Genomic DNA, 23,517 nt, shown 5'->3' on the forward strand with positions numbered 1-23,517 from the left:
AAAAAGAAAATAATGGAGACCATGGTTCCGCTCGCTCTGGCGGCCATGTATGCGCCTGCGGCTTCGGCCCAGGCAACACAAGCAGAACCGCCGGCCGCTACCGAAGATCCCGGCACCACCGTGGTCGTCACCGGCTTCCGCTCCAGCCTTCAGAAAGCGCTTAATCTGAAGCAGCAGGCGATCGGCGTGCGCGATTCCATCGTCGCCGAAGACATCGGCAAATTCCCCGAGGCGAACGTGGCCGAATCGCTGCAACGCGTGCCCGGCGTGATCCTCAACCGCGACGAATCGTCCGGCGAAGGCCAGCGCATCTCGATCCGCGGCCTGCCTACCGAATACTCGGTCACCACGCTGAACGGCGCGCCGGTCAACACCACCTCCACCGCCACCATCGGCTCGGCGGCGCGCGGCTTCAACTACGACGTCTTCGCGTCTGAATTATTTGGCCGCGTCGACTTCTACAAATCGCCGCTGGCCGAACTGACCGAGGGCGGCCTCGGTGGCATCGTCGACCTGCAAACGCCCCGCCCCTTCGACAATCCCAAGCGCACCATCCGCTACGGCCTGACCGACACCTACAACACCAGCTCCAAGCACAATGACCCGAATGGCTTTGTGCTGTACTCAAACACCTGGGACAATCTAGGCTTCCTGATCGGCGCTTCGCACAGCGGCAGCATCAACACCCGCTCCGGCTTCGAAGCCACCGGCGGCTACAACAGCTCCTTCAACGGCAGCCAGAATCCGGTCAAGGGCAACTTCGCCCTCGCACTGGACTTCGACAGCCCGCTGGCCAACCTCGGTGGCTACACGCGCGACCAGGTGGCGCAAGCCCTGCTGCCGCGCATCTACCGGTTCTACGGCTCGCAGAACGAGCGCACGCGCGACGGCCTGGTGTCGTCGCTGCAGTGGAAAACGTCCACGCTCAACGTCAGCTTCGACACCCTGTACTCGAAGCTGGAGAACACGCGCGCGGAACAGCTGTTCGGCATCCTGGTGCGCAGCACCGCCACCACCAACCGCAACGCGCCGGTCGGCGCCAGCGGCAACAACGGCCTGATACCGCTCGACGTCCACATCGACCCGGGCACCAATCTGCTGACCGGCACCTTCGGCAACACCACCTACAACGCCGGCGCCGCCTACACCAAGGACGACACCAAATTCGGCTACGGCGCATTGAACGCCAGCTGGAAGGCCAGTCCCAAGCTGACGCTGAGCGGCCAGGCCAGCCTGAATCAAAGCACCGCCACCAGCGCCACCGGCCAGCTGTCAGGCTACATCTACGGCGCCACCTCGACCATCGATTACGGCAGCGATCACGTCTACCCATCGATCTCCTCGCCGACCAGCTACACCGATCCGAATAGCTGGAGCGGCTTCACCATCGGCACCGGCTGGACCAAGGAAACCGACAAGGGCAAGCAGGCGCGCGTGGCCGCCGACTATGACTACGACCTGCCAGGCGGCTGGACCGGCCACCTGAAAACAGGCCTGACCTACGTCGCCACCATCAAGGGCGTCAACAAGCGTAACGGCACTGCGCTGGCCACCGCGCACCTGAACAGCATCGGCGCGGCCGGCTTGCGCAGCGCGATGACGTCGCAACTGCCGATCAATAACCTCGACTTCGGCGCCGGCTGGCCGCATAGCTGGGCGACGTGGAACAGCAACTACTTCTACTCGCAGTTCGATCCCAATGTGTACAACCCGGAGTCCACCTTCACGCCATCGCAAAGCTTTGCGGCGGAAGAGGATGTGAAGACGGCCTTCGTGCAGTCCGATTTCAAGGGCGACATCGGCGGCCACGAATTGCGCTTCAATGCCGGCGTGCGCTTTTCCAAGACCGAAACCGACATCGACAACTTCAAGCAAAAAGGTGCGGGCCTGGTCTACTCGCCGAATCACGAACAAGGCTCGTACAGCAATGTGCTTCCGGCTTTCAGCAGCGCGTTCGACCTGACCGATGATTTGATGTGGCGCGCCTCGTGGGGCAAGACCATCACGCGCGCGTCGCTGTCGATCATCGCCGCACAGACGGTGATCCCAAACCAGTTCGATAACTCGGCCACCTCCGGCAATCCGAGCCTGCGCCCGCAGCAATCGAAGAACCTGGACACCAGCCTGGAATGGTACTTCAAGCCAGGCAGCCTGCTGTCGGCCGCCGTGTTCCAGAAGAAGCTGACCGACGCCACGGTCGCCAACACCACCGTGGTACCGTTCTCCTCGCTCGGCCTGCCGGATACCGCACTGGGTCCGCTGTTCCAGGACGCGAATGGCCACGTCGATCCCAACCTGGCAATGACGCTGCGCACCTACACCAACGCCGGCGAACAAACGTTGAAGGGCTACGAGCTGGCTTACCAGCAAGCCTTCAACTTCCTGCCGGCGCCGTGGAGCGGCATGGGCGCCATCGCCAGCTACACCCACATCAATCCCTTCAACAGCACGCCGTGGATTACCAACGCGGGCAAAGTCATCGACGTCAACTCGGTACCGAAGTACGCCTACAGCACTACGGTCTACTACGAACAAGGGCCATGGGCGGCGCGCCTGTCCTACAACTACAAGGACAAGTCGCTACACCCGGACAACCCGCGCAACCTGGGCGATGATTTGATCCGTTGGCGCGCAGGACGCGGCTACCTCGACGCCAACATCAGCTACAAGATCAACGAGAATCTCGAATTTCGTATCGATGCGCTCAACCTGAGCAACACGCTGGCCTACGATTACTTTGAAGACGCCAGCGGCAAATACGGCAGCGGCAAGAAGACTCGCATGGACTATGCGAAGTATGATGGCCGCACGATCAAATTCGGCATCCGGGGAAAACTCTAAATGATGAAACGACTCTACGCCGCTGGCCTGCTGGTGGCCAGCGTGACCGTATTGGCCGGCTGCGCTTCAGCGCCGCCGGCGGTCGACACGTCCGAACAGGAAGTGATCGGCATTATCAACAAGGTCAATGGCTACTGGCAGCAGCGCGAAACGCCGCAGAAGTGGGCCTTCTGGGACATCGCCGCCTATCACACGGGGAATATGGAGGCGTACCAGATCACCGGCAATCCAGCATGGCGCAAATATTCGGAAGACTGGGCGGCGCATAACAACTGGCAGGGCGCCAAGTCCACCGACAAGGCCACATGGAAATACCAGTACGGCGAGACCGACGATCATGTGATGTTCGGCGACTGGCAGATCTGCTTCCAGACCTACGCGGATTTGTACAAGCTCGATCCCGATCCAAAGAAAATCGCCCGCGCGCGCGAAGTGATGGAGTACCAGATGAGTACTCCGAACAAGGATTACTGGTGGTGGTCGGATGGCTTGTACATGGTGATGCCGGTGATGACCAAGCTGTATGCAATCACCGGCAATCGCCAGTATCTCGACAAGCTACACGAGTATTTTGAATACTCGAACAGCATCATGTACGACAGCGACGCGCAGCTGTACTACCGCGATGCACGCTACGTCTATCCCAAACATCAAAGCGTCAACGGCAAGAAGGACTTCTGGTCGCGCGGCGATGGCTGGGTATTCGCCGGCCTGGCCAAGGTACTCAAGGATCTGCCGAAAGATGATCCTTATCGCGCCGACTACATCGCCAAATTCAAAGGCATGGCGCAGGCACTGAAGAAAGCCCAGACCGACGACGGCTACTGGACCCGCAGCCTGCTCGATCCGCAGCACGCACCCGGACCTGAAACCAGCGGCACCGCCTTCTTCGTCTACGGCTACCTATGGGGCATCAATAACGGCCTGCTGGAGCGCGACGAGTATCTGCCGGTGGTGCGCAAAGGCTGGCGCTACCTGAGCAAGACCGCGCTGCAAGCGGACGGGAAAATCGGCTACGTGCAGCCCATCGGCGACCGCGCCATACCGGGTCAGGTGGTGGACCAGAATTCGACCACGGCGTTCGGCGTTGGCGCCTACCTGCTGGCGTCCTCGGAGCTGGTGCGCCTGCTGCGTCAATAACAACGGAGACTGAATGCAACGACGACACTTTATCCAGACCCTCGCAGCGACGGCGGGCGGCGGCATCGCCAGCGCGCAAGCCACGGCAGCCACTTTGGCCACCACGAGCGCCGACACCAGCGGTGCCGCAGCCCGCACACAACTCGCCACACTCGCGCAGAAAATGTCCGAACCAGTGCTGACCAATATGGCGGCCGGCACGCTGAAGAAAAACTTCGCCCTCGAAGTCAGTCCCACCTGGGATGGCCGCGACAAAGGCGTGGCCTACCTCGAATGCTTCGGCCGGCTGATCGCCGGCATCGCGCCATGGCTGGCCCTCGCCGACGATGGCACGCCCGAGGGCCGCACCCGCAAGCGCCTGCAACAACTCGCGCTGCAAAGCTATACCAACTCGGTCGATCCATCCAATCCAGACTACCTGCTGTGGCAAGGCCCCGGCCAAACGCTGGTCGATTCCGCCTACTTCACCAATGCCCTGATCCGCGCGCCGCAAGCGCTGTGGGAACCGCTGGACGCCAAAACCAAGCAGCGCATCATCACCGAAATCAAATCCCTGCGCCGTATCGAACCGCCGTACATCAACTGGATGCTGTTCGCCGCCATGAACGAAGCCTGGCTGATGTCCATCGGCGAAGAATTCGACCCGCTGCGGATGAACGTCGCCATCCGAAAAATCAACGAATGGTACTTCGGCGACGGCTGGATCAAGGACGGTGACGCCTTCCACTTCGACTACTACAACGCCTTCGTCATGCACCCGATGCTGGTCGAAATCCTCGACGTGCTGGATGCGAAAAAAGGCGCGTTCTGGAACGGCAAACCGGAAGAGCTGCGCGCGCAAGCCATCAAACGCATGCAGCGCTACAGCGAACACCTGGAGCGCTTCATCTCCACCGACGGCAGCTTCCCGCCGATCGGCCGGTCGCTCACCTACCGCACCGCCGCCTTCCAGCCACTGGCACTGCTGGCGCTGCGCAAGCAGCTGCCGCAAAGCCTGCCCGAAGGCCAGATCCGCGCCGCACTGCAAGCGGTGCACAAAGCCGTGTGGTCGGCGCCGTCCAATTTCAGCAAGGAAGGCTATCTCACCATCGGCTTCGTAGGCCATCAACCGGAGCTGGGCGACTGGTACTCCAACAACGGCAGCATGTACATCGCATCCGCCAGCCTGCTGCCACTCGGCCTGCCGCCGAACGACAGTTACTGGACTTCGCCCGCGCAAGACTGGACACAGAAGAAAGCCTTCTCTGGTGCCCGCTTCCCTAAAGACTACCCGGTAAACTACTAATGACGATCAAGTCCACCTCCCGCCGCACCATGTTGCGCGGCGCCAGTGCCGCCGCAGCAGCAACCACGATGGGCAGCCTGATACTGCCGCTGTCCGCGCAAGCCGCCGCCCGCTTCACCATCAGCGACACCGACTTCATGCTGGACGGCCAGCGCCTGCAAATCCGCTGCGGTGAAATGCACTTCGCCCGCGTGCCGCGCGAATACTGGCAGCACCGCCTGAAAGCCATCAAGGCCATGGGCCTCAACACCGTCTGCGCCTACCTGTTCTGGAATTACCATGAGTGGCGCGAAGGCCGCTACGACTGGCAAGGACAGCGCGACGCCGCTGAATTCTGCAAGCTCGCGCAGCAGGAAGGCCTGTGGGTCATCCTGCGTCCCGGCCCCTACGCCTGCGCCGAGTGGGAAATGGGCGGCCTGCCATGGTGGCTGCTGAAGAAACCCGGCGACGCCTTCCTGCGCACGCGCGACGCCAACTTCGTGCAGCCGGCGCGCCGCTACATGAAAGAAGTCGGCCGCATCCTCGGACCGCAGCAGATCACGCACGGCGGGCCGATACTGATGGTGCAGGTCGAAAACGAATACGGCTTCTTCGGCGAAGACCTGGACTACATGCGCGACATGAAAAGCATGCTGCAAGATGCTGGCTTCGACGTGCCGCTATTCCAGTGCAATCCGACCAACGCGGTGGTCAAGTCGCACATTGACGGCTTGTTCAACGTCGTCAATTTCGGCAGCGATCCGCAGACCGGCTTCAAGGCGCTGGACCAGGTGCAGAAAGGCCCGCGCATGTGCGGCGAATACTACTCCGGCTGGTTTGACACCTGGGGTGCGCCGCACCGTCGCGGCTCCGCCAACGGCGCCGTGGCCGACATCCAGATCATGTTGAAGGCCAACGGCTCCTTCAGCCTGTACATGGCGCACGGCGGCACCAGCTTCGGCCTGTGGGGCGGCTGCGACCGGCCCTTCCGTCCCGACACCAGCAGCTACGACTATGACGCGCCGATCAGCGAAGCCGGATGGACCGGTGAAAAATTCCAGGCCTACCGCGACGGCATCAAACCCTTCCTGCCAGCGGGCGAAACACTGCCGCCGCCTCCCCCGAAAAATCCGGTCATCGCCATCAAACCGTTTGCGTTCAAGGAGTCCTGCACTGTGGCCGCCGCGCTGCCGGCCAAGACACTCAGCGTGGCCTCGCCGCAGCCGATCGAACAGTACGACATCAGCCGCGGCCTGGTCTCCTACCGCGTCACGCTGCCCGCCGGCCCGGCCGGAAAGCTGGAAGCGGCAAAGGTGCGCGACCTGGCCTGGGTCAGCATCGACGGCAAACAAATCGGCACGATGGACACGCGCTACCGCCGCTTCAGCGTCGACCTGCCGGCGCGCAGCAAACCGGCGACGCTGGAGATCCTGCTGTACACCATCGCCCGCGTCAACTTCGGCGTCGAAATCCACGACCGTAAAGGCCTGCATGGGCCGGTGCTGCTCAACGGCCAGCCGCTGGAAAACTGGGACATCCGCGCCATCGACTTTGACGCCGACGCCGTGCTGCCACCGCTGACGTGGAAGACCGGCCGCGCACAGGGCGCCGCCTTCTGGCGCGGTGGTTTCGACGTCACGCAAAGCGGCGACACCTTCCTCGACCTGTCCGGTTGGGGCCAGGGCATCGTGTGGGTGAATGGCCGCTGCCTTGGCCGTTACTGGAGCATCGGTCCGACGCAAACCATGTACCTGCCCGGCCCGTGGATGAAGCAAGGCCACAACGAAGTCGTAGTGCTGGACCTGACCGGCCCACGCAGCGCGCGCATCGAAGGCCTGACCATGCCGATTCTCGACAAGCTGCGGCCGGAACTGGACCTGGCGCGTCCACCAAGCAAAGTAAAGCCGGCGCTGGACGGCGTCAAGCCAGCGCACGAAGGCGAATTCGCACAAGGCTCGGCGGTGCAGGACGTGAAATTTGCGCAGCCGCTCAAAGGCCGCCAGTTCTGCCTTGAGTCGCTGGATGCGTTCGACGGCAAACAGTACGCCGCCGTGGCCGAACTGTCGCTGCTGGGTGTCGATGGCAAAACGCTCAACCAGTCCAATTGGACCATCGTCTACGCCAGCAGCGAGGAAGCCACCAAAGAAGACGGCGGCGCCCTCAACGCCATCAATGGCCAGGCCTCCGACTTCTGGCACACCGCCTACAGCGGCAAGGCAGCGACGGCGCCAAGCAGTAAGCACCCGCACCGCCTGATCATCGACCTGGGCGCCGAAGCCACCATCGCCGGCCTGCGCTACACCCCGCGCCAAGGCCCGGAAGGCATCACCGGCCGCATCAAGCACTATCGCGCATATGTCGGCGACCATCTGGTCAAGGAAAACTGACGCCGATTGGTGACAAGGCTGGACTCAGATTGAGGAGATCAACTTAGCTCCGCACGCAGCCTTGTCGCCATCGTAAGCAACAGCTTTGCCGTGGTGATGCCGATCGCTGGACGCAACCTGTATCGGAAAGTTGCCTTTACATTGCGGGCAGACAGTCATGTCACCATCGACAGCTATCGACTTGCCAAGCGCTTTGAAATCATTGGCCGCAGAAATCACTTTGCCACCGTGCGACGTTGAGTCACCTAGACGAATGACGCCCTTATCCTGACTGTTTTTCATGCGGTACTCCGTTACGCTTCTCATTTAGTTACCAGGAGCGATCTCTGCGCGCCAAAGCTCGGCGTTCTTAAAGCTATCTTCCTCGCCGTGCCAGTTCGGCGTCTTGCTGCGTGGGTCCAAGGGATACGTTTGCGTTTTGTGCGCCTGTGACGTAGCGGCCCACCCGACCGGCATATCGCCAATCGGTTGTTGATTCGAGCATTTAACTAATCGTTCGCAACTCTCCATCATGATCTTCATACGTACCATAGCTCTGCTAGCCGGTATAGGGGATTTCGGACCCACGAAATAGTCTGCGGTAGCGCCAATATCCAGTTGGTTCGACAAGTTGTTCGCGAAAGCCGGCCAGAGAGTCGTGCACAAAATTGTCAAAGAATGTCGCCAATAAAGGGGATATCTTAGGTTGAGCCGTCACCCTCGCCCTCAGTTCGGGAGCTTCAGGCTCTAGAACGAATACTACAGCCTGAGTTCCATCACGATCATAAGGCCGTTGCTTTTTCAGGACCTTGGACGATAATGTCGAACTCATTTGAAGCTCCTCATCGGCGGCACAAAACTGTCGATTTGACGCAATCAGATGGCGGCGATGAGCCGGATTTGCTTTCCTCACCTGTCCACTCCTCTCAAATTCCTTCCTTACCTGCCAGCGCCATACCAGATAAGGCAGCATCCAATCACTCAATGACCTCGGAGCTTCTGTAGATACATCAATAAATTGCTCAAATGCCGTTAGCAAATCGGCGTGAATTGCAAAGTCCGCAGTACCACGCCCTTTTGATAGCGGCACCCCTGCAGCAAGAGCGCAATCGTAGAGATGATTTAGAGGAATCTGAGAAAGTTTTAGCGAATCGTCGACAGCGACCCCAAGCTCTCCTGGCTCGTATCCTCCTCCAACGTCGCTGTGTGACCCCGGATAAGCGAACTCAAGGCAATTCTGAGGGAGTTCGCGATTAAACAAGACCGTGTCTAATGGAAAATTCTTGCGTAACTCATGCACTGCAATTAAATGAACACAATTTTCTATGTTGGGAAGAATCCGCATGACCTCTGGGGTAGCCCAATTAGAGTGACCACCTGTAGAACGTAGTTGATCATTTTTAACTCCCTCCCATATGCCAACCGATGCCACGGTATCCATCAATCCTAAAAAACGAAAGCGGCAAGGAACGTCAGCCAACCCAGTCCGAGTCAACAAATCATTTAGCCAATGGCAAAATACCCGAGCCTCCGTCGCTCCACGAGAAAAGCCGAATATGTCCAAAACGCATTCACAAACCTTCGCCGACCGATTAGTCTTCATTCGAGCTTTAATACTATTTATACAGACACTCAGGAATGGCGCTCTCATCGCGCCGGAATCAGCTACTAGACTGCCATCGATGCCCACACTTTTGAGCAGCTTCTTATCAGCCTTGGATGGGCTACTAGTGCATAGCGCCGTGATCATCGCTGCTGAGAACAGTTCGGTGCTAAAAAGACCTCTATGCAACGCATTAAAAACGCGTAGTAGCGCAACCATGATGCGGGAGTCCCCGCCACTGGCGAAAGCGCTTCCCAAGACACTTTCTGTTGTTTCATTAATCAACGCAAATGGCTTACCCAAACCTGGAATGTATACAGCATGGGTTCCTTTTTCAGGGATATGGGGGTAGGCTTCGTAAAGCCGCGCCACATTAGAGTGACCTTTCTTGTCCTTGTGTAGATAAAGGCTGTTGCCTGTTCCATCAAAAAAAATACCTATTTGTATCGTGATTTCGCATGCCGACGCGTTAGCGTACTGAGGAGGCTTGGAAGGCCTCAGATAGTCCACCGGAGCAGTTCGCGTCGCTCTGAATTTGCCGTTTGACTGCGTCATTTCCATGTGTTCCTCCAACGGTCCATATACTTCTTCTCAGCTTGCGTAAACATTTCACTAATAGGCGATCCTGCCGTCGCCGATGCGCCTCCTTCAGTCAGTCCATATGGCACAGGGTGATTGGGGCTGACAACTGAGTAAGGAGTGGTCAACACTCGAACCCTCCCCTGGGGAAAGAAATGGACATATAGGCTATATGCTTCCTTGTATTTTTCTACAGGCACCTTCGCGAAATACAAGCCTTTTTTCTTAACGCTTCGATAGTTTCCAGCTTGGATTTCGGCATAATCTGCGTGTGACCAGTCCTCCACGCTCCACCGGACCTCAACCATAAGCCCCGGTCGCCAACGCCTCGGAATCATGATGCAACAAATTTCCCCGCTACCGCCCCCTTCGCGTTGCACGCCTGTACCGCCGTATTTGTTAACATAAAATTCTGGTACAAGGTAATCTGTCCCCAGATGGTGCACTCCAATCAATACCGTTCCTACGTAGTCGTCCTCTTCAGCGGACAGGAAAAATGAAACGTATCCGACCGCAAGGGCTATGCCGAGAGTGCAAGCAAGAAGCAATCGCTGTACGTTCTTTCTCATCGCTTGATTCCGCCACAATAATGACTTGCCAAACGATGTAAGTCCTTGCGCCGCAGAATGGGATCAGATTGTTCAAGAACCGGCTTCAAGCCAGGATGAAGTAGAAGACGCCCCTCAGTCTCAAAAACGTCGCGAGCAAACAGCAAGAGATCTGTATTTTCTTCATGTCCTGCGGACAGCCATATCTGACGCGTTTGTTCGGCATATTGATGAGCCTGCATGGTTGAGTATTCGGATTCGCGTTCCGGCCGCATCTTACGCAAGTTTGCCAGCAACTGGTCAGCGCCGAAAGCATCTCTAAGAGCACTCATCTGGATATCGCTTAACAATAAGGGAATCCTCGATGCCGATTCGGCTTTTCGAATGGGCAGTGATTTTAAATTTCCATCACGGGCATGGATTTTCCAGCTTTCAAATGGTGCTACAAGCGCGGTCCATTGTTCTCTGGTCAGGAGGGCGGCGAGATTTGATAACACCATGCAGTCGGCAAACCGCAACGTTAGCTCAATGCCTTCTTCTGTTTGGATATAAATAAATTGACGGAGGTGAAGCAGCACTTCAGTCAACGCTAACTCTGTCTCGATAAATGAAATTCCCAATTTCGGAGAAGCTGCATTAACAAGCGCCATCACCGCATCGATTCGATTGCAGTGCCATGCGCGTTCAACATCGATCAGAATCGGACTGACGACTATGGCATCTCGCCCATAAACCGCGGCAACCCAGGTTGGCTTGCGGCGCTTCTTTATCCATGGCTTGTCGTCCGGGTAGCCAACCAGAGTGGTATCAATAAGAATATATGAGCGACTCATGTTCCAGCTCCGGACTTGGCGAAGGGACTATGAGCATCTGCGGCGATCATCAGGCAAGGGATACAAATCTTGTGTAGCGCCTTGTCTCCGGCGAACGAGACGTTACGGCTCTGACCCGGGAAAGTTTGATGGCTGGATGCGTACATCTCATGCTTTCCCGCGGTGTAGCCTTTAATACCGCCAGCACTCAGTTCCAGTTCTGTTCCACCACCATTGATGCGCACCCCTTTTTTGGCTTTTATAGTGATCCAATCCGTATTACTAATGATCTCCACCACTTTTTGGGCCAGTAACTGCAATTGGTCATCCTGAGCTTGTAGATCAACCTTCCCGCTTGCTGCCGTCAACTTTATGCCGCCTTCGTTCGCGAACAAACTCATAGACTGCGCCGAACGGAATGAGGCACTGTCTCCCGCAGCCAGAGAAGTCGTACTAGCACTAACGATATCAACCGTGGTCGCGGCTCCAATGGCGATGTTCCTGGTGCTTCCACAAATTAAACCAGCGGGGCCACTGACAGCCACAATAGGCGCTCCACTAATTTCAAGATTTTTCAGCTTTCCAATTAGCTCTGAAAGGTCTTTACCGGAAGCCTTATCACCAGCATGCAGCTCGGCCTGCTCCGCTAGTTGGCACACAAGTTTCTGTAAGCCGTCCGCAATACTAAGGAGTTGAGAGCGTTCGAGGTGCTGCCCCTTCTGGTGATCGCTTGGCTCGGCGGTGACCAGAACGCCTTGCAAGCCACGCACAGCTATATTCATATCGCTACGCAATTCGGCGCCAGCCCCACGCTGTTCGCCATGACCCTCGATTCGTGATTGGGATAACCATCCCAAATTCAGTTGACTCGCGCCGTAATCGCTTGCCAGTTGCGCGCTGATTTGGCCATTTGTATCGTCAAATCGCAGTTGATTGGCGCTGGCACCTAGGACTTCCCGGCTTCTTATCCCGGAAAGATAACGGTTGCCCGGCAAGTCGCCACCATCGCTGAGAGCTACTGGCTGGCCTTGCTGGTTATAAAGTTGGGCCACGATAACGGGCTTATCAGGATCGCCACCGAGGAACGTGACCAATACTTCGGTTCCGATCCGCGGCAAGCCAAGCGTTCCGCATTGCCGGACTGCGCCAGAGCCGTTGCCGGCCCAGTTGGACGCGACGCGTACCCAGGCGGAGTCAGTGGTGGTATCTGATGCGCCGGCGCCGGCGGCTTCTTCGTGGTCTTCCGGGCGGGTGCCGGGAAAGCGGATTTTTACGCGGCCTAGTTGGTCGCAGTGGACTTCTTCACCTTTAGGACCGACCACGATGGCGCTTTGCATTTGCGCTTGTGGCACATCCACGCGCGGGTCGAAGGCAGGGACGATACTCACGCCACGGCGCACGGCGGTGAACTGGATGTGCATGCGTAACGGGCCGCTGGCCACTTTGTCCGCCACATCGCGCTGCATCTGCACATCGCTAGCGCCGTGCATCCAGCGGCTGCGGGCGAACAGGCGTTCCACGCGCGTGGCCAAGGCTTTCGGCAGGTTGTTTTGTGCCGTCACCTGCAAGTCGATGACGATGAAGTCGCGTTCCGCAGCGTCGTGTTGGTCCACTTCTGGGTGCTCGGACAAGGTGAAGTATTCACCAGCGCACAGATCGCGCACGCTGCCTTCGCCGTGAAAGCATTTGGATTCGTAGTCATGCCGCTTCATGCGCAGCTGACCGAGGTTGAATAGGTCCTCGTTGTCGTCGCCGGCATGCGGCGGCAGGATCTGATAATCGTCCAGCGTGGCGGCCAGCTCGTTACCGTTGACGCCTTGGTTGTTACTGCTGTTGGTCGACACCAGCATGAAGTCCCGTCCCTGCGGATTCATATAGTCCCAGCTATGCCGCGCGACCGTGCCGGGTTGCAGGCTGCGCACCGCGCTCCAGGCGGTGATGGTGTCGCGTTCTTCGGTGGCGGCGTCGCGGTGGTAGCGGATGGTGCCAGAAGCGTTCTGGCGCAGGCTGTCGGCATTGTTGAACAACACCAGCGTGTGCATCATCTCGCCGGCGCGGATGTACCAGCCGATGCCGCGCCGTCTGAGCAGGCGGCGAATAAAGGCCGCATCTGACTCGTTGTGCTGCATGGTGAATTCGCGCTTGGGATAGGTACGCAGGTCGAAGGCCTCATCCTTCTCGTGATTGAAGCAGACGCCGAGCACTGGGCTTTTCTGCCGCCATTCATCGAGGATGCGCTGGACGATCTCTACTTCGTCCATATTGCGGAACACGCGGGTGTTGGTGCGCTTTTCCAGTATCGCCAGCGCGTCGCGCAGCACCAGCTGGTAGCTGGCCAGGCCACCGTCGCTGTCGCCCGAACTGGCTTCAGTGACGATGCCGCACACGCTGCGCAAGTCGCCACGGTCGGTGACGAAATCCAGTTGGGCCGCCACCGCGATCATCTTCTTCAGCGGCAGTTGCGCATTGGCGGACACGCACAGCACGCGATACTCAATCCCGCCACAGATGCTTTCCGAGCCGAACACATGCTGCGGCAACAGCATGTCGTCGTTAAAGCCGCCTGGAAGATCAAGACGCAGCCGCAATGGCCGGTTGTCGGTGACCAGCTCTTTAGCCGCCGTCATGAAGCTGAAAAAATCGCTGTCGCTCTCCACACTGCCTCCCGTTAGCTGCGCGAGCCTCCGATGATGTCAGGCTGGATAGACGGGATTTTGATGTTAAGCAACTCTAGCTCATACCGGCGCCAAAATTTCCCCATGGCAATCGTTGACAGCAGGCAGGCCGCCGGACGATCATGCTGCTAATGATCAAACGTGAAAAATTCTGGCGGCGGCCGGGCTGGCTGTTTTGCCTGCTGCTGCCGCTGTTCCATTTTGCCAGCGTCAAGCTGACTTTCTTCTGCGCCGTCACGCCGGAAAACGCGGTCGTCGTCTGGCTGCCGAATGCCGTGCTGCTGGCGGCGCTGCTGCGCTTTCGCGGCCAGCGCGCGCCGTTGCTGGCCGCGCTCACCTTCACGTCCGACGTGCTGGCCAACCTCAATGCTTTCCCTTGGTACGAGGCGATTCTGCTCAGCGCCGTCAATGTGCTGGAAGTGACGGTCACCTACCAGCTCATGAAGCGCAGCCAGACCTCGCCACGCCTGCACCGCCTGAAAGACCTGGGCAAGTTCATCCTCGCCGGCCCGGTATTCGGCGCGATGCTGGCCGGCCTGATCGCGGCGGTGGTGCTGCAACAGGTGGGCGGCGCCACCACGCCCTATCTGACGCTGGCGCGCGTCTGGTGGTTTGGCGACGGCCTGGGACTTTTAATCTACACGCCGCTGCTGCTGGCCTACACGCAGTCGCAGCACCAGCGCCCCAATCTCACGCGTTGGGACGACGCGGCGCTGGTCACCACGCTGCTGCTGGCGGTCGCCGTGCTGTCCGCGCACGGTGGTGAGATCGACGGCGTTTCCGTCACGCCGACGCTGCTGCTGCCGGCGGTGGCGGTGATCGCCTTCCGTTTCGGCGTGCGCCTGACTACCCTGCTGGTGGCGCTGATTTCACTCAGCACCGCGATGCTGATGACTACCGGTTTGAAACCGTTCGGCGAAGTGCCGATCCATCTGGAAGTGGTGCGGGCGCAGGAATTCATTCTCACGCTGTGCATCATCGGCATCGGCTTTGCGGTGGTGCTCAGCGAGTTGCAAACGCGCGAGCGTGAACTGGAGAGCCGGGTGCGCGAACGCACGCGCGAGCTGGAACAATCCAATTCGCGGCTGGCCGACATCAGCGCCACCGACGGCCTGACCGGCATCGCCAACCGCCGCCGTTTCGACGAGACGCTGGCGGCGGAATGGAGCCGCGCGCGCCGCAACAAGCAGCCGCTGATGTTGGCGTTGTTAGACGTCGATCTGTTCAAGCAATACAACGACTGCTACGGCCACCAGAGCGGCGACGACGCGCTGCGGGCGGTGGCAAACGAACTGGCAAAGCAGATGCGTCGCGGCGGCGATTTCGTGGCCCGCTACGGCGGTGAGGAATTCGCCGTGATCGCGCAGTCGGCCAACGAAGAACATGCACTGGCGATGGCCGAGTCGATTTGCGCCGCGATCGCCGCGCTGGATCTGCCGCACGCCACCTCGCCGTTCAAAGTACTCACCGCCAGCATCGGCGTGGCGCTGGTGACACCGGCAGAACACCACTCCATCACGTCCCTGATCAAGACCGCCGACGTGGCGCTGTATCGCGCCAAGCAGCTCGGCCGCAACCGCGTCGAGCAGGCCGACGTCACCTCAATCGCCTGAACGTCCAGACGCCACCCGCCGGTACTGGCTGGGCGTCAGCCCGGTGGTGGCCTTGAACTGGCGCGTGAAAGCGGAATGGTCACCGTAGCCGCAGGCTTGCGCGATCTCCGCCACGCTGGCGTCGCCGTTCAGCATGCGCGAGGCGGCGTCCACGCGGGTCTGGATAATCATCTGGCGCGGCGTCAGGTGGAAGATGCGCAGGAAGTAGCGCTCGATCTGCGCCACCGACATATTGGCGATGCGCGCCAGCTCCGGCAGTTGCAAGGGCTGGCCGTACTGCTCGTGAATCACGGTCACTGCCGCCGCCACTTTGCGGTAGGCCGGATTCTTCTTGTCCGCCATCGCCAGGTCGCGCGAGATGCCGGTCAGGCCGACGATGCGGCCTTGCGCATCGCGCAGCGCGGTCTTGCGCGTCAGGCACCAGCCGGGATCGCGGTTGGGATACAGGTGCAGTTCCAGCTGGTCTTCGATGTCGTTATCGCCAGCCAGCACCAGCAAGTCCTGCGCATGATAGGTCTGGCCGAAAGGATGGGCAAACACCTCGGCCGGCGTGCGGCCGATCAGCGCCGACTTGTGCCGCTGACCGCAACGCTGCACCAAGGTCTGGTTGACCACCACATAGCGCCCCTCGCCATCCTTGACGAAGAACACCACGTCCGGCAGTGCATCAAACAGCCCTTCCGCAAAGAAGGGATCGGCGACGGCGGCGCCCAGCGCGGCACGCGTGGTTTCATGGTTGGCAGTGTGCATGGACTTCATTCTGCACCATTGTGCAGATTTCGTCACCCATCGTGCGCAAGCGGTGCAAGACAGGCAACGGCGGCCAGCCTAAGATTTCAACATGAAAACCATCTCGATTATCGACTCCCATACCGGCGGCGAACCTACCCGCCTGGTCATCGACGGCGGCCCGGATCTGGGCCTCGGCCCGCTCAGCGAGCGCGTTGCCCGCCTGCGCGCCGCCCATGACAACTTCCGCTCCGCCGTCGTCTGCGAACCACGCGGCTCGGACGTGCTGGTCGGCGCCCTGCTGTGCGCACCGCACGCGTCGGACTGCGTGGCGGGCGTGATCTTCTTTAATAACGTCGGCTACCTCGGCATGTGCGGCCACGGCACCATCGGCCTGGTAGCTTCGCTAGCCTTCATGGGCCGCATCGGGCCAGGGCGCCATCGCATCGATACGCCAGTGGGCGTGGTGGAGGCGGAACTGCATGCCGACGGCAGCGTCACCGTCGACAATGTGGCGTCCTACCGCAGCCGCGCCGCCGTCACCGTCGAGGTGCCGGGCATCGGCCCCGTTACCGGCGACATCGCCTACGGCGGCAACTGGTTCTTTCTGGTGGCCGAGCATGGCCAGGAACTCAGCGTGCGCAACGTGGAGGCGCTGACCAGCTACACCGTGGCCGTCGCCGCCGCGCTGGCCGACCAGGGCATCACCGGTGATGATGGCGCGCTGATCGACCACATCGAACTGTTTGCCGATTCGCGCACGGGCGCCGACAGCCAGAGCTTCGTACTCTGTCCCGGCAAGGCCTACGACCGTTCGCCATGCGGCACCGGCACCAGCGCCAAGCTGGCCTGCCTGGCCGCCGACGGCAAGCTGGCCGAAGGCGCGTTGTGGAAGCAGGAGAGCGTGATCGGCAGCGTGTTCGAAGCGTCCTACCGCGTGCGCGACGGCCTGCTGCTGCCGAGCATCCGCGGCAAGGCATGGGTGAATGCGCAGGCGCAGCTGATCCTCGATCCGAGCGATCCATTCGTCTGGGGCATACGGTGAACAATGCCGAAGTAATCGTCATCGGCGCCGGCATTGTCGGCGCCGCGTGTGCGGATGCGCTCAGTGAGCGCGGGCTGCGCGTGGCGGTCATCGAGCAGGATATCGCCGGCGGCGGCGCCACTGCGGCCGGCATGGGCCACCTGGTGGTCATGGACGACAACGCGGCTGAACTGGCGCTGTCGGCCTACTCGGTGGCCCTGTGGAAGGACCTGGTGGGCGACCGCCCGCAACGTCACGAATACAGCGGCTGCGGCACCATCTGGGTCGCCGCCGATGAAGAAGAAATGGACGCTGCGCTGCAAAAGGCGCACACGCTGTCCGGCCACGGCCTGCTATGCGAAGTGCTGACGCCTGCCGCGCTGTATGCGCGCGAGCCGCAGCTGCGCGCCGGCCTCGCGGGCGGCCTGCTGGTGCGCGGCGACGGGCTGGTATATCCGCCCAAGACCACGCGCATCCTGCTGGACCGCGCCATGCGTCGCGGCACCATCACCAAGCGCGCCACCGTCACGGCGATTGAAGACCACGGCGTGGTGCTGAGCGACGGCACCCGTCATCAGGCGCAGCACATCGTGCTGGCAGCCGGCGCGCGATCCAGCGCACTGGTGCCTGAGCTGCCAATCCAGCCGAAGAAAGGCCATCTGGCCATCACCGACCGCTATCCCGGCTTTGTGAAGCACCAGCTGGTGGAGCTGGGCTACATCAAGAGCGCGCATGCCGCCAGCGGCGATTCGGTCGCCTTCAATCTGCAACCGCGTCCTACCGGCCAAATCCTGATCGGCTCTTCGCGCCAGTTCGACACCACCGATCCGGCGGTGGAACCGGCCATGTTACAGCGCATGCTGCGCCACGCCACCAGCTTTACGCCGCGACTGGCGGAACTGAACGTGCTGCGTACCTGGACCGGCTTCCGCGCCGCCACGCCGGACGGCCTGCCATTGATCGGCCCTTGCAGCGCAAGGCGCGGTTTGTGGCTGGCCACCGGCCACGAAGGCCTCGGCATCACGACCTCCCTGGCGACGGCGCAGCTGCTGGCCGGTCAGATACAAAACGAACGCACGCGCATCCCGTTTGCGCCCTATCTGCCGGGACGCTTCCATGCCTGACGCCCTGATCACCATCAGCATCAACGCCCACGATATCAGCGTGGCGCACGGCGTGACCGTGGCCGCCGCCATCGCCATGGCGGGCAACACCATTACCCGCCGTTCCGTCAGCGGCGCCGCGCGCGCGCCATTGTGCGGCATGGGCATTTGCCAGGAATGCCGCGTTACCATCGACGGCCGCGCGCATCAGATCTCGTGCCAGACGCTGTGCGCCGACGGCATGCACGTGGTTACCGGAGCAACCGCATGAAGCGCTTCGACGTATTGGTAGTAGGCGCCGGCCCGGCCGGACTGGCGGCGGCGCATGCGGCCATGACACATGGTGCGCAGGTCGGCATCGTCGATGACAATCCGCTGGCCGGCGGCCAGATCTGGCGCGGCGGCGCCGATGTGCAACCCGACCAGCGCGGGCAGCAGCTGTGGAGCGAATTGCGTGACTCCGGCCGCATGATTTTCCTGCCGCAGACGCGCGTGCTGTTCTCGCCGCAGCCAGGCCATCTGCAAGTGCAAACGCCGGGTGCATCGGCCACGCTGCATTACAACAAACTGATACTGGCGACCGGCGCGCGCGAGCGGCTGCTGCCCTTCCCCGGCTGGACGCTGCCCGGCGTGACCGGCGCCGGCGGCTTGCAGGCGCTGTCCAAGGGCGGCTATCCGCTGCAAGGCAAGCGGGTGGTGGTGGCGGGCAGCGGTCCGCTGCTGCTGGCTGCCGCCGCCACCTTGCGAAGCAAAGGCGCGCAGATCGTCGCGATCGTCGAGCAGGCCGCCACGCCGGCGCTGCTGCGCTTCGGTATCGGCCTGCTGGCGGCGCCGTCCAAAATCACGCAAGCACTGCATCTGGGTACGCAACTGCGCGGCGTGCCGTATCTGCGCAACAGCTACGTACTGTCGGCACAGGGCGACGGCACGCTGCAATCGGTGCAGATTCAACGCACCGGCGTGCCGGAAGTCGAAACCCTGCAATGCGATTACCTGGCCTGCGGTTACGGCCTGCTGCCGAATGTGGAACTGGCGCAGGCGCTGGGCTGCGCCACCGCTTCGCATAACGGCCAGACCGTGGTCAAGGTCGACCATATGCAGCGCACCACCGTGCCGGATATCTACTGCGCCGGCGAAGGCACCGGCGTGGGCGGGGTTGACCTGGCGCTGGCCGAAGGCCACATCGCCGGACTGGCCGCCAGCGGTCACGCCAACGAAACGCAGGAAGCCATGGGCCGCCGCGCGCACTGGAGAAAATTCGCCGACCGTCTGGCACGCGCATTTGCGCTGCGTTCGGAACTGCGCACACTGGCCGGCGACGACACCATCGTCTGCCGCTGCGAAGACGTCTGCCACGGCGACCTGCGCACCCACACCGGCTGGCGCAGCGCCAAGCTGCAAACCCGCTGCGGCATGGGGCCGTGCCAGGGACGCATCTGCGGCGGCGCCACCGAAGTGCTGTACGGCTGGCGTCCCGACGCGGTGCGCCTGCCGATTTCGCCGGCACGCATCGCCAGCATCATCGAGTAATCTTCGTTAATTGCGCTTGATGGTCGAGCTACGCAGGATCAGTTGTGGCTCGACCATGGTGGTGGACGGCGCTTCCTTGCCGTCGATGGTGGCGATCAGTTTTTCCATCGCGATGGCGCCCATGCGTTCACTTTGCAGGTCCACCGTGGTCAATGGCGGCGAGGTGTATAGGCCGTAGTGGATGTTGTCGAAGCCTGCCACCGACATATCCTCCGGCAGCTTGAAGCCCAGCGACTGCGCGGCTTTCATGAAGCCCAGCGCCATCAGATCGTTGTAGCAGATCAGCGCATCCGGATGTTCGGCGCCCAGCATGATGGCCGAGCATACGCGTTCGCCTTCGGCCGCTGTCGGCGCGCTGCCTTCGTGCATGGTCAGTTCCAGGCCATGCGCGGCCAGGCATTCGCGGATGCCGCCCAGGCGTTCCTCGTCGCGGCGCGAACGGGGAAAGCTCAGATAGGCGATACGCTGGTGGCCCAGCGAGATCAGGTGACGCGTCAGCATGTAGGCGCCGCGATGGTCGTCGCTGATCACCCACGGAATCTCCAGCCGGTTCAAACGGCCGAAGAACACCAGCGGCTTGCCCAGTTCCGTCATCCAGTCCATTTCCGATTCCAGCATGCGCGAGAAGACGATCATGCCGTCCACGCGGCGGCTCAACGCTTCCAGCAACGGGCGTTCGCGGCCGGGATTTTCTTCGGTGTCGACCAGCAGCAGCGTGTAGCCATGGGCCAGCGCCACGCGGTTGGCGCCCTTGACGATGCTGGTGAAGTGCGGGTTGCTGACGTCCAGCACCGACAGGCCGATGCTCTTGGTGCGGCCGGTAATCATGGAGGCCGCCAGAGGATTGGAACGGTAGCCCAGTTTGGCAATCACCTCCGTGATGGTCGCTTCCACCGCCGGCGAGAACCGCTGCGCGCCGTTGACGAACTTGGAGACGGTGGCTGTCGAAACGCCGGCGGCGGCGGCGACGTCACGGATGGTGGCTACGTTTTTTTTCATGATCAGACTGTCGGAAAGCATGGCGCATGCTGCACCAAAGGGACGATCTTATCATGACGGCATGATTATTCAGTCGTCGCCGAAGCGGAAGATAGTCTGCGAACGAAACACCTGCCCCGGATACAACGCGGTGGTGGGGAAGTTGGCGTGGTTCGGGCTATCCGGCAGGTGCTGCGTTTCAAACGCAAACGCGCCGTGGCGCTGGTAGTTGACGCCTTCGCTGCCGGTCTCCGTGCCGTCAAAGCCGTTGACGGTGTATAGCTGCACCGATGGCTCACTGGTGCTGACCACCAGCCGGCGTCCGGCGGCGGTGATGGTGGCTACGCGGGCGTAAGCGCCCTGCGGTTTGGTCAGCACCAGCGTGTGGTCATAGCCGCCGGGCACCGACGGCAACCGCGCGCTGACGCTGACCGCGTGGCGGAAGTCGAACGGCGTGCCCGCCACGTCCAGCAGTGCGCCGGTGGGCACGCGCACGGCATCGGTCTCCAGATAGCGGTCGGCATCGATCTGGAAGCGGTGATCCGCCAGCGTGTTGGCGGCGGCGCCGGCCAGGTTGAGGTAGACGTGATTGGTCAGGTTGAGCACCGTCGGTGCGGTGGTCGTGGCCTGGTATTCGATGCGGAATTCGTCACGCTTGCGCAGCAGGCGATAGGTCACCGTGATGTCCATCGCGCCGGGGAAATTCTGGTCGCCGTCAGGGCTGTGCAGGCGGTAGATGGAACCGATCGACTCCTTGTCGGCGAAGTCCTGGCGCTGCCATACGCGCTTGTCGTAGGGTTGCGGGTCGCCGTGGATCGCCATGCCTTTGCTGTTGGGGACCAGTTGCACGGTCTTGCCATCCAGCGTATAGCGGGCGTTGGCGATGCGGCCGGCGTAACGGCCGATGACGGCGCCATAGCGGCCGCGCGTGCGCTCGAACGCCGCCAGGTCGGGCAGGCTGAGAATGACGTTGGTGCGTTTACCGTGGCGGTCCGCCACATACGCCGCCACCAGCGTGGCGCCGTAGTCGATGTAGGCCAGCCGCATGCCACGCTCATTTTCGAGCACGACTTTTTCGACCGGCTGGCCGGCGGCCGTGACGCCATATGCCTCGGCATGAATACCCGCCAGCGCCGGCGCCGTGATGACGGCGACGGCGGCAAGCAAGGCTGCCGACAGGCGCCGCATCACAGGTCCGTGATTTCCTTGTGGCGCGGAACCAGCGCCTTCATCACCACCCACGCCGCCAGGTAAGCCAGCGCGCAGATGCCGAACATGATCATGTAGCCGGTATGGATATCGTTGATGGTCTTGTAGTAGTCGAACACCCAGCCACCCAGCTTGGTCAGCAGCACGCCGCCAAGGCCGCCGGCCATGCCGCCGATGCCGATCACCGACGCCACCGATTTTTGCGGGAACATATCGGACACGGTGGTGAAGATATTCGCCGACCACGCCTGGTGCGCCGATGCGCCCACGCCGATCAGCAGCACCGGAATCCAGTAGCTGATCGCGCCCAGCGGCTGCGCCAGCAGCACCACCAGCGGGAAGAAAGCGATTACCAGCATGGCTTTCATGCGGCCGTCATACGGCGCATAACCGCGCGCCATGAAGTAGCTCGGGAACCAGCCGCCGCCGATCGAACCGACCATCGTCATGCTGTACAACACGGCCAGCGGCAGCACGATGGCCTCGCCCTTCATGCCGTATTGCGCCGACAGATAGGTCGGCAGCCAGAACAGGAAGAACCACCACACGCCGTCGGTCATGAACTTGCCGAAGGCGAAGGCCCAGGTCTGGCGATATTTCAGCAGCTGGAACCACGAAACTTTTTTCGCGGCAGCGATCGAGGCTTCCTCGGTCTTTTCCACCGGCGCCACGGTGTCGCTGCGGATGTAGGCCAGCTCGCCGGCCGACAGGCGCTTCTGCTGTTCCGGCTTTTCGTACAGCCACAGCCAGACGCTCATCCAGATAAAGCCCAGCATGCCGATCATGATGAAGGCAGCCTGCCAGCCCCAGATGGCGGCCAGCACCGGCACGGTGATCGGCGCCAGGATCGCGCCGACGTTGGCGCCGGAGTTGAAAATGCCGGTGGCGAAGGAACGTTCTTTCTTCGGGAAGTATTCGGCGGTGGCCTTGATGGCGGCCGGGAAGTTACCGGCCTCGCCCACCGCCAGCACGGCGCGCGAAATCATGAAGCCGACGATGGACGGCGCTGCCGCCACGCCAAACACGCCCAACACCGCCACTGCCGCATGGCCCATCGGCACCGAGAACGCATGCATCAGCGCGCCCAGCGACCAGATGGTGATGGCCACCACGTAGGCGGCCTTGGTGCCGATCTTGTCGACCACGCGGCCGGCAAACAGCATCGAGATGGCGTAGACAAACTGGAAGGCGGCGGCGATGTTGGCGTAGTCGGTATTGCTCCAGCCAAACTCGGTCGATAAGGAGGGGGCCAGCAGACTCAATACCTGGCGGTCCAGGTAATTGACAGTGGTGGCGAAAAACAACAGGGCGCAAATGGTCCAGCGGTATTTACCGACGGATTGCGCCACAGCTTGCGCGTTGACAGGCTCGCTCAGGTTCATGGCATCACTTATTTTATGTTTATGGTGATGATCTCTCGGTCTCCACGAGATCATCCTTAGTCGTATGTCATCGTACAACTACTTAGAACCCGAGGCAAGCGGAAAGATGCGCTTGTCCGTA

General features: G+C 61.1%; 18 protein-coding genes. 9 read left to right on the top strand and 9 right to left on the bottom strand.

The annotated features are described in order from the left end of the window. Positions 1-21: 21 nt before the first annotated feature. From GTP69_RS16520 to GTP69_RS16535, 4 genes are read left to right on the top strand one after another with little or no spacing between them, the layout of a single operon-like run. Positions 22-2,841: a TonB-dependent receptor gene (locus tag GTP69_RS16520; protein WP_229260985.1), complete on the top strand. Its 2,820-nt coding sequence runs from the start codon at positions 22-24 to the stop codon at positions 2,839-2,841. Further along, on the top strand, positions 2,842-3,981 hold the full coding sequence (locus tag GTP69_RS16525) for a glycoside hydrolase family 88/105 protein (RefSeq protein ID WP_229260986.1): 1,140 nt from the start codon (positions 2,842-2,844) through the stop codon (positions 3,979-3,981). A gap of 13 nt (positions 3,982-3,994) precedes the next feature. Continuing rightward, complete coding sequence (locus tag GTP69_RS16530; RefSeq protein ID WP_161055894.1) at positions 3,995-5,266, top strand: DUF2264 domain-containing protein; 1,272 nt, start codon at positions 3,995-3,997, stop codon at positions 5,264-5,266. Continuing rightward, complete coding sequence (locus tag GTP69_RS16535; protein WP_161055895.1) at positions 5,266-7,632, top strand: beta-galactosidase; 2,367 nt, start codon at positions 5,266-5,268, stop codon at positions 7,630-7,632. Before GTP69_RS16530 ends, GTP69_RS16535 begins: the two co-directional genes overlap by 1 nt. Before the next feature lie 24 nt (positions 7,633-7,656). Here GTP69_RS16535 and GTP69_RS16540 read toward each other — a convergent pair whose 3' ends face one another. The 5 genes from GTP69_RS16540 to GTP69_RS16560 form a co-directional block, all read right to left on the bottom strand. After that, entirely contained in the window at positions 7,657-7,914 is a 258-nt protein-coding gene (locus GTP69_RS16540; RefSeq protein WP_161055896.1) for a PAAR domain-containing protein, read from the bottom strand. 256 nt (positions 7,915-8,170) lie between these two features. Next, on the bottom strand, positions 8,171-9,775 hold the full coding sequence (locus GTP69_RS16545; protein ID WP_161055897.1) for a T6SS phospholipase effector Tle1-like catalytic domain-containing protein: 1,605 nt from the start codon (positions 9,773-9,775) through the stop codon (positions 8,171-8,173). Then, positions 9,766-10,362 carry a DUF3304 domain-containing protein gene (locus tag GTP69_RS16550; protein ID WP_161055898.1) on the bottom strand — a complete coding sequence of 199 codons (597 nt, stop codon included), beginning with the start codon at positions 10,360-10,362 and terminating at the stop codon, positions 9,766-9,768. Before GTP69_RS16550 ends, GTP69_RS16545 begins: the two co-directional genes overlap by 10 nt. After that, on the bottom strand, positions 10,359-11,174 hold the full coding sequence (locus GTP69_RS16555) for a DUF4123 domain-containing protein (RefSeq protein ID WP_161055899.1): 816 nt from the start codon (positions 11,172-11,174) through the stop codon (positions 10,359-10,361). Before GTP69_RS16555 ends, GTP69_RS16550 begins: the two co-directional genes overlap by 4 nt. Continuing rightward, the gene (locus GTP69_RS16560) at positions 11,171-13,810 is read right to left on the bottom strand and encodes a type VI secretion system Vgr family protein (RefSeq protein WP_371867973.1); all 2,640 of its coding nucleotides are present in this window, start codon (positions 13,808-13,810) and stop codon (positions 11,171-11,173) included. The genes GTP69_RS16555 and GTP69_RS16560 overlap by 4 nt, the downstream gene beginning before the upstream one ends. Positions 13,811-13,950: 140 nt before the next feature. Between GTP69_RS16560 and GTP69_RS16565 the strand changes: the two genes are divergently transcribed. Beyond that, the gene (locus GTP69_RS16565) at positions 13,951-15,441 is read left to right on the top strand and encodes a sensor domain-containing diguanylate cyclase (protein ID WP_229260987.1); all 1,491 of its coding nucleotides are present in this window, start codon (positions 13,951-13,953) and stop codon (positions 15,439-15,441) included. Here the strand turns inward: GTP69_RS16565 and GTP69_RS16570 are convergent. Beyond that, positions 15,430-16,191: an AraC family transcriptional regulator gene (locus GTP69_RS16570; protein WP_229260988.1), complete on the bottom strand. Its 762-nt coding sequence runs from the start codon at positions 16,189-16,191 to the stop codon at positions 15,430-15,432. The two genes, GTP69_RS16565 and GTP69_RS16570, sit on opposite strands and share 12 nt — an antisense overlap. 91 nt (positions 16,192-16,282) lie before the next feature. On the opposite strand from GTP69_RS16570, the gene GTP69_RS16575 reads away from it, so the two are divergent. The 4 genes from GTP69_RS16575 to GTP69_RS16590 are packed head-to-tail and all read left to right on the top strand — an operon-like array spanning position 16,283 to position 19,827. Beyond that, positions 16,283-17,215 carry a 4-hydroxyproline epimerase gene (locus GTP69_RS16575; RefSeq protein ID WP_161055901.1) on the top strand — a complete coding sequence of 311 codons (933 nt, stop codon included), beginning with the start codon at positions 16,283-16,285 and terminating at the stop codon, positions 17,213-17,215. Then, positions 17,212-18,318, top strand: coding sequence for an NAD(P)/FAD-dependent oxidoreductase (locus tag GTP69_RS16580; RefSeq protein ID WP_371867974.1), 1,107 nt, complete (start codon positions 17,212-17,214; stop codon positions 18,316-18,318). Before GTP69_RS16575 ends, GTP69_RS16580 begins: the two co-directional genes overlap by 4 nt. Then, the gene (locus GTP69_RS16585; RefSeq protein WP_161055903.1) at positions 18,311-18,568 is read left to right on the top strand and encodes a (2Fe-2S)-binding protein; all 258 of its coding nucleotides are present in this window, start codon (positions 18,311-18,313) and stop codon (positions 18,566-18,568) included. The genes GTP69_RS16580 and GTP69_RS16585 overlap by 8 nt, the downstream gene beginning before the upstream one ends. Beyond that, a complete protein-coding gene (locus GTP69_RS16590) occupies positions 18,565-19,827 on the top strand; it encodes an NAD(P)/FAD-dependent oxidoreductase (protein WP_161055904.1) in 1,263 nt (420 codons plus the stop codon). Before GTP69_RS16585 ends, GTP69_RS16590 begins: the two co-directional genes overlap by 4 nt. A gap of 6 nt (positions 19,828-19,833) precedes the next feature. On the opposite strand, the gene GTP69_RS16595 is transcribed toward GTP69_RS16590, so the two are convergent. From GTP69_RS16595 to GTP69_RS16605, 3 genes are all read right to left on the bottom strand, one after another. Continuing rightward, positions 19,834-20,826, bottom strand: a complete 993-nt coding sequence (locus tag GTP69_RS16595) for a LacI family DNA-binding transcriptional regulator (RefSeq protein ID WP_161055905.1) — start codon at positions 20,824-20,826, stop codon at positions 19,834-19,836. A gap of 69 nt (positions 20,827-20,895) precedes the next feature. Beyond that, on the bottom strand, positions 20,896-21,993 hold the full coding sequence (locus GTP69_RS16600; RefSeq protein WP_161055906.1) for an aldose epimerase family protein: 1,098 nt from the start codon (positions 21,991-21,993) through the stop codon (positions 20,896-20,898). Next, a complete protein-coding gene (locus GTP69_RS16605) occupies positions 21,993-23,396 on the bottom strand; it encodes an MFS transporter (RefSeq protein WP_110845124.1) in 1,404 nt (467 codons plus the stop codon). Before GTP69_RS16605 ends, GTP69_RS16600 begins: the two co-directional genes overlap by 1 nt. Positions 23,397-23,517: the final 121 nt, after the last annotated feature.

This window comes from Duganella levis (genome assembly GCF_009857605.1).
Taxonomy (GTDB): Bacteria; Pseudomonadota; Gammaproteobacteria; order Burkholderiales; family Burkholderiaceae_D; genus Rugamonas; species Rugamonas levis.

Excerpts from the sequence above, each read along its gene's own strand:
- GTP69_RS16595 (WP_161055905.1), bottom strand. The coding sequence starts at position 20,826 with ATGAAAAAAAACGTAGCCACCATCCGTGACGTCGCCGCCGCCGCCGGC.
- GTP69_RS16555 (WP_161055899.1), bottom strand. The coding sequence starts at position 11,174 with ATGAGTCGCTCATATATTCTTATTGATACCACTCTGGTTGGCTACCCG.
- GTP69_RS16530 (WP_161055894.1), top strand. The coding sequence starts at position 3,995 with ATGCAACGACGACACTTTATCCAGACCCTCGCAGCGACGGCGGGCGGC.
- GTP69_RS16520 (WP_229260985.1), top strand. The coding sequence starts at position 22 with ATGGTTCCGCTCGCTCTGGCGGCCATGTATGCGCCTGCGGCTTCGGCC.
- GTP69_RS16585 (WP_161055903.1), top strand. The coding sequence starts at position 18,311 with ATGCCTGACGCCCTGATCACCATCAGCATCAACGCCCACGATATCAGC.
- GTP69_RS16605 (WP_110845124.1), bottom strand. The coding sequence starts at position 23,396 with ATGAACCTGAGCGAGCCTGTCAACGCGCAAGCTGTGGCGCAATCCGTC.
- GTP69_RS16590 (WP_161055904.1), top strand. The coding sequence starts at position 18,565 with ATGAAGCGCTTCGACGTATTGGTAGTAGGCGCCGGCCCGGCCGGACTG.
- GTP69_RS16535 (WP_161055895.1), top strand. The coding sequence starts at position 5,266 with ATGACGATCAAGTCCACCTCCCGCCGCACCATGTTGCGCGGCGCCAGT.
- GTP69_RS16550 (WP_161055898.1), bottom strand. The coding sequence starts at position 10,362 with ATGAGAAAGAACGTACAGCGATTGCTTCTTGCTTGCACTCTCGGCATA.
- GTP69_RS16525 (WP_229260986.1), top strand. The coding sequence starts at position 2,842 with ATGATGAAACGACTCTACGCCGCTGGCCTGCTGGTGGCCAGCGTGACC.
- GTP69_RS16565 (WP_229260987.1), top strand. The coding sequence starts at position 13,951 with ATGCTGCTAATGATCAAACGTGAAAAATTCTGGCGGCGGCCGGGCTGG.
- GTP69_RS16570 (WP_229260988.1), bottom strand. The coding sequence starts at position 16,191 with ATGCACACTGCCAACCATGAAACCACGCGTGCCGCGCTGGGCGCCGCC.
- GTP69_RS16545 (WP_161055897.1), bottom strand. The coding sequence starts at position 9,775 with ATGGAAATGACGCAGTCAAACGGCAAATTCAGAGCGACGCGAACTGCT.
- GTP69_RS16575 (WP_161055901.1), top strand. The coding sequence starts at position 16,283 with ATGAAAACCATCTCGATTATCGACTCCCATACCGGCGGCGAACCTACC.
- GTP69_RS16540 (WP_161055896.1), bottom strand. The coding sequence starts at position 7,914 with ATGAAAAACAGTCAGGATAAGGGCGTCATTCGTCTAGGTGACTCAACG.
- GTP69_RS16600 (WP_161055906.1), bottom strand. The coding sequence starts at position 21,993 with ATGCGGCGCCTGTCGGCAGCCTTGCTTGCCGCCGTCGCCGTCATCACG.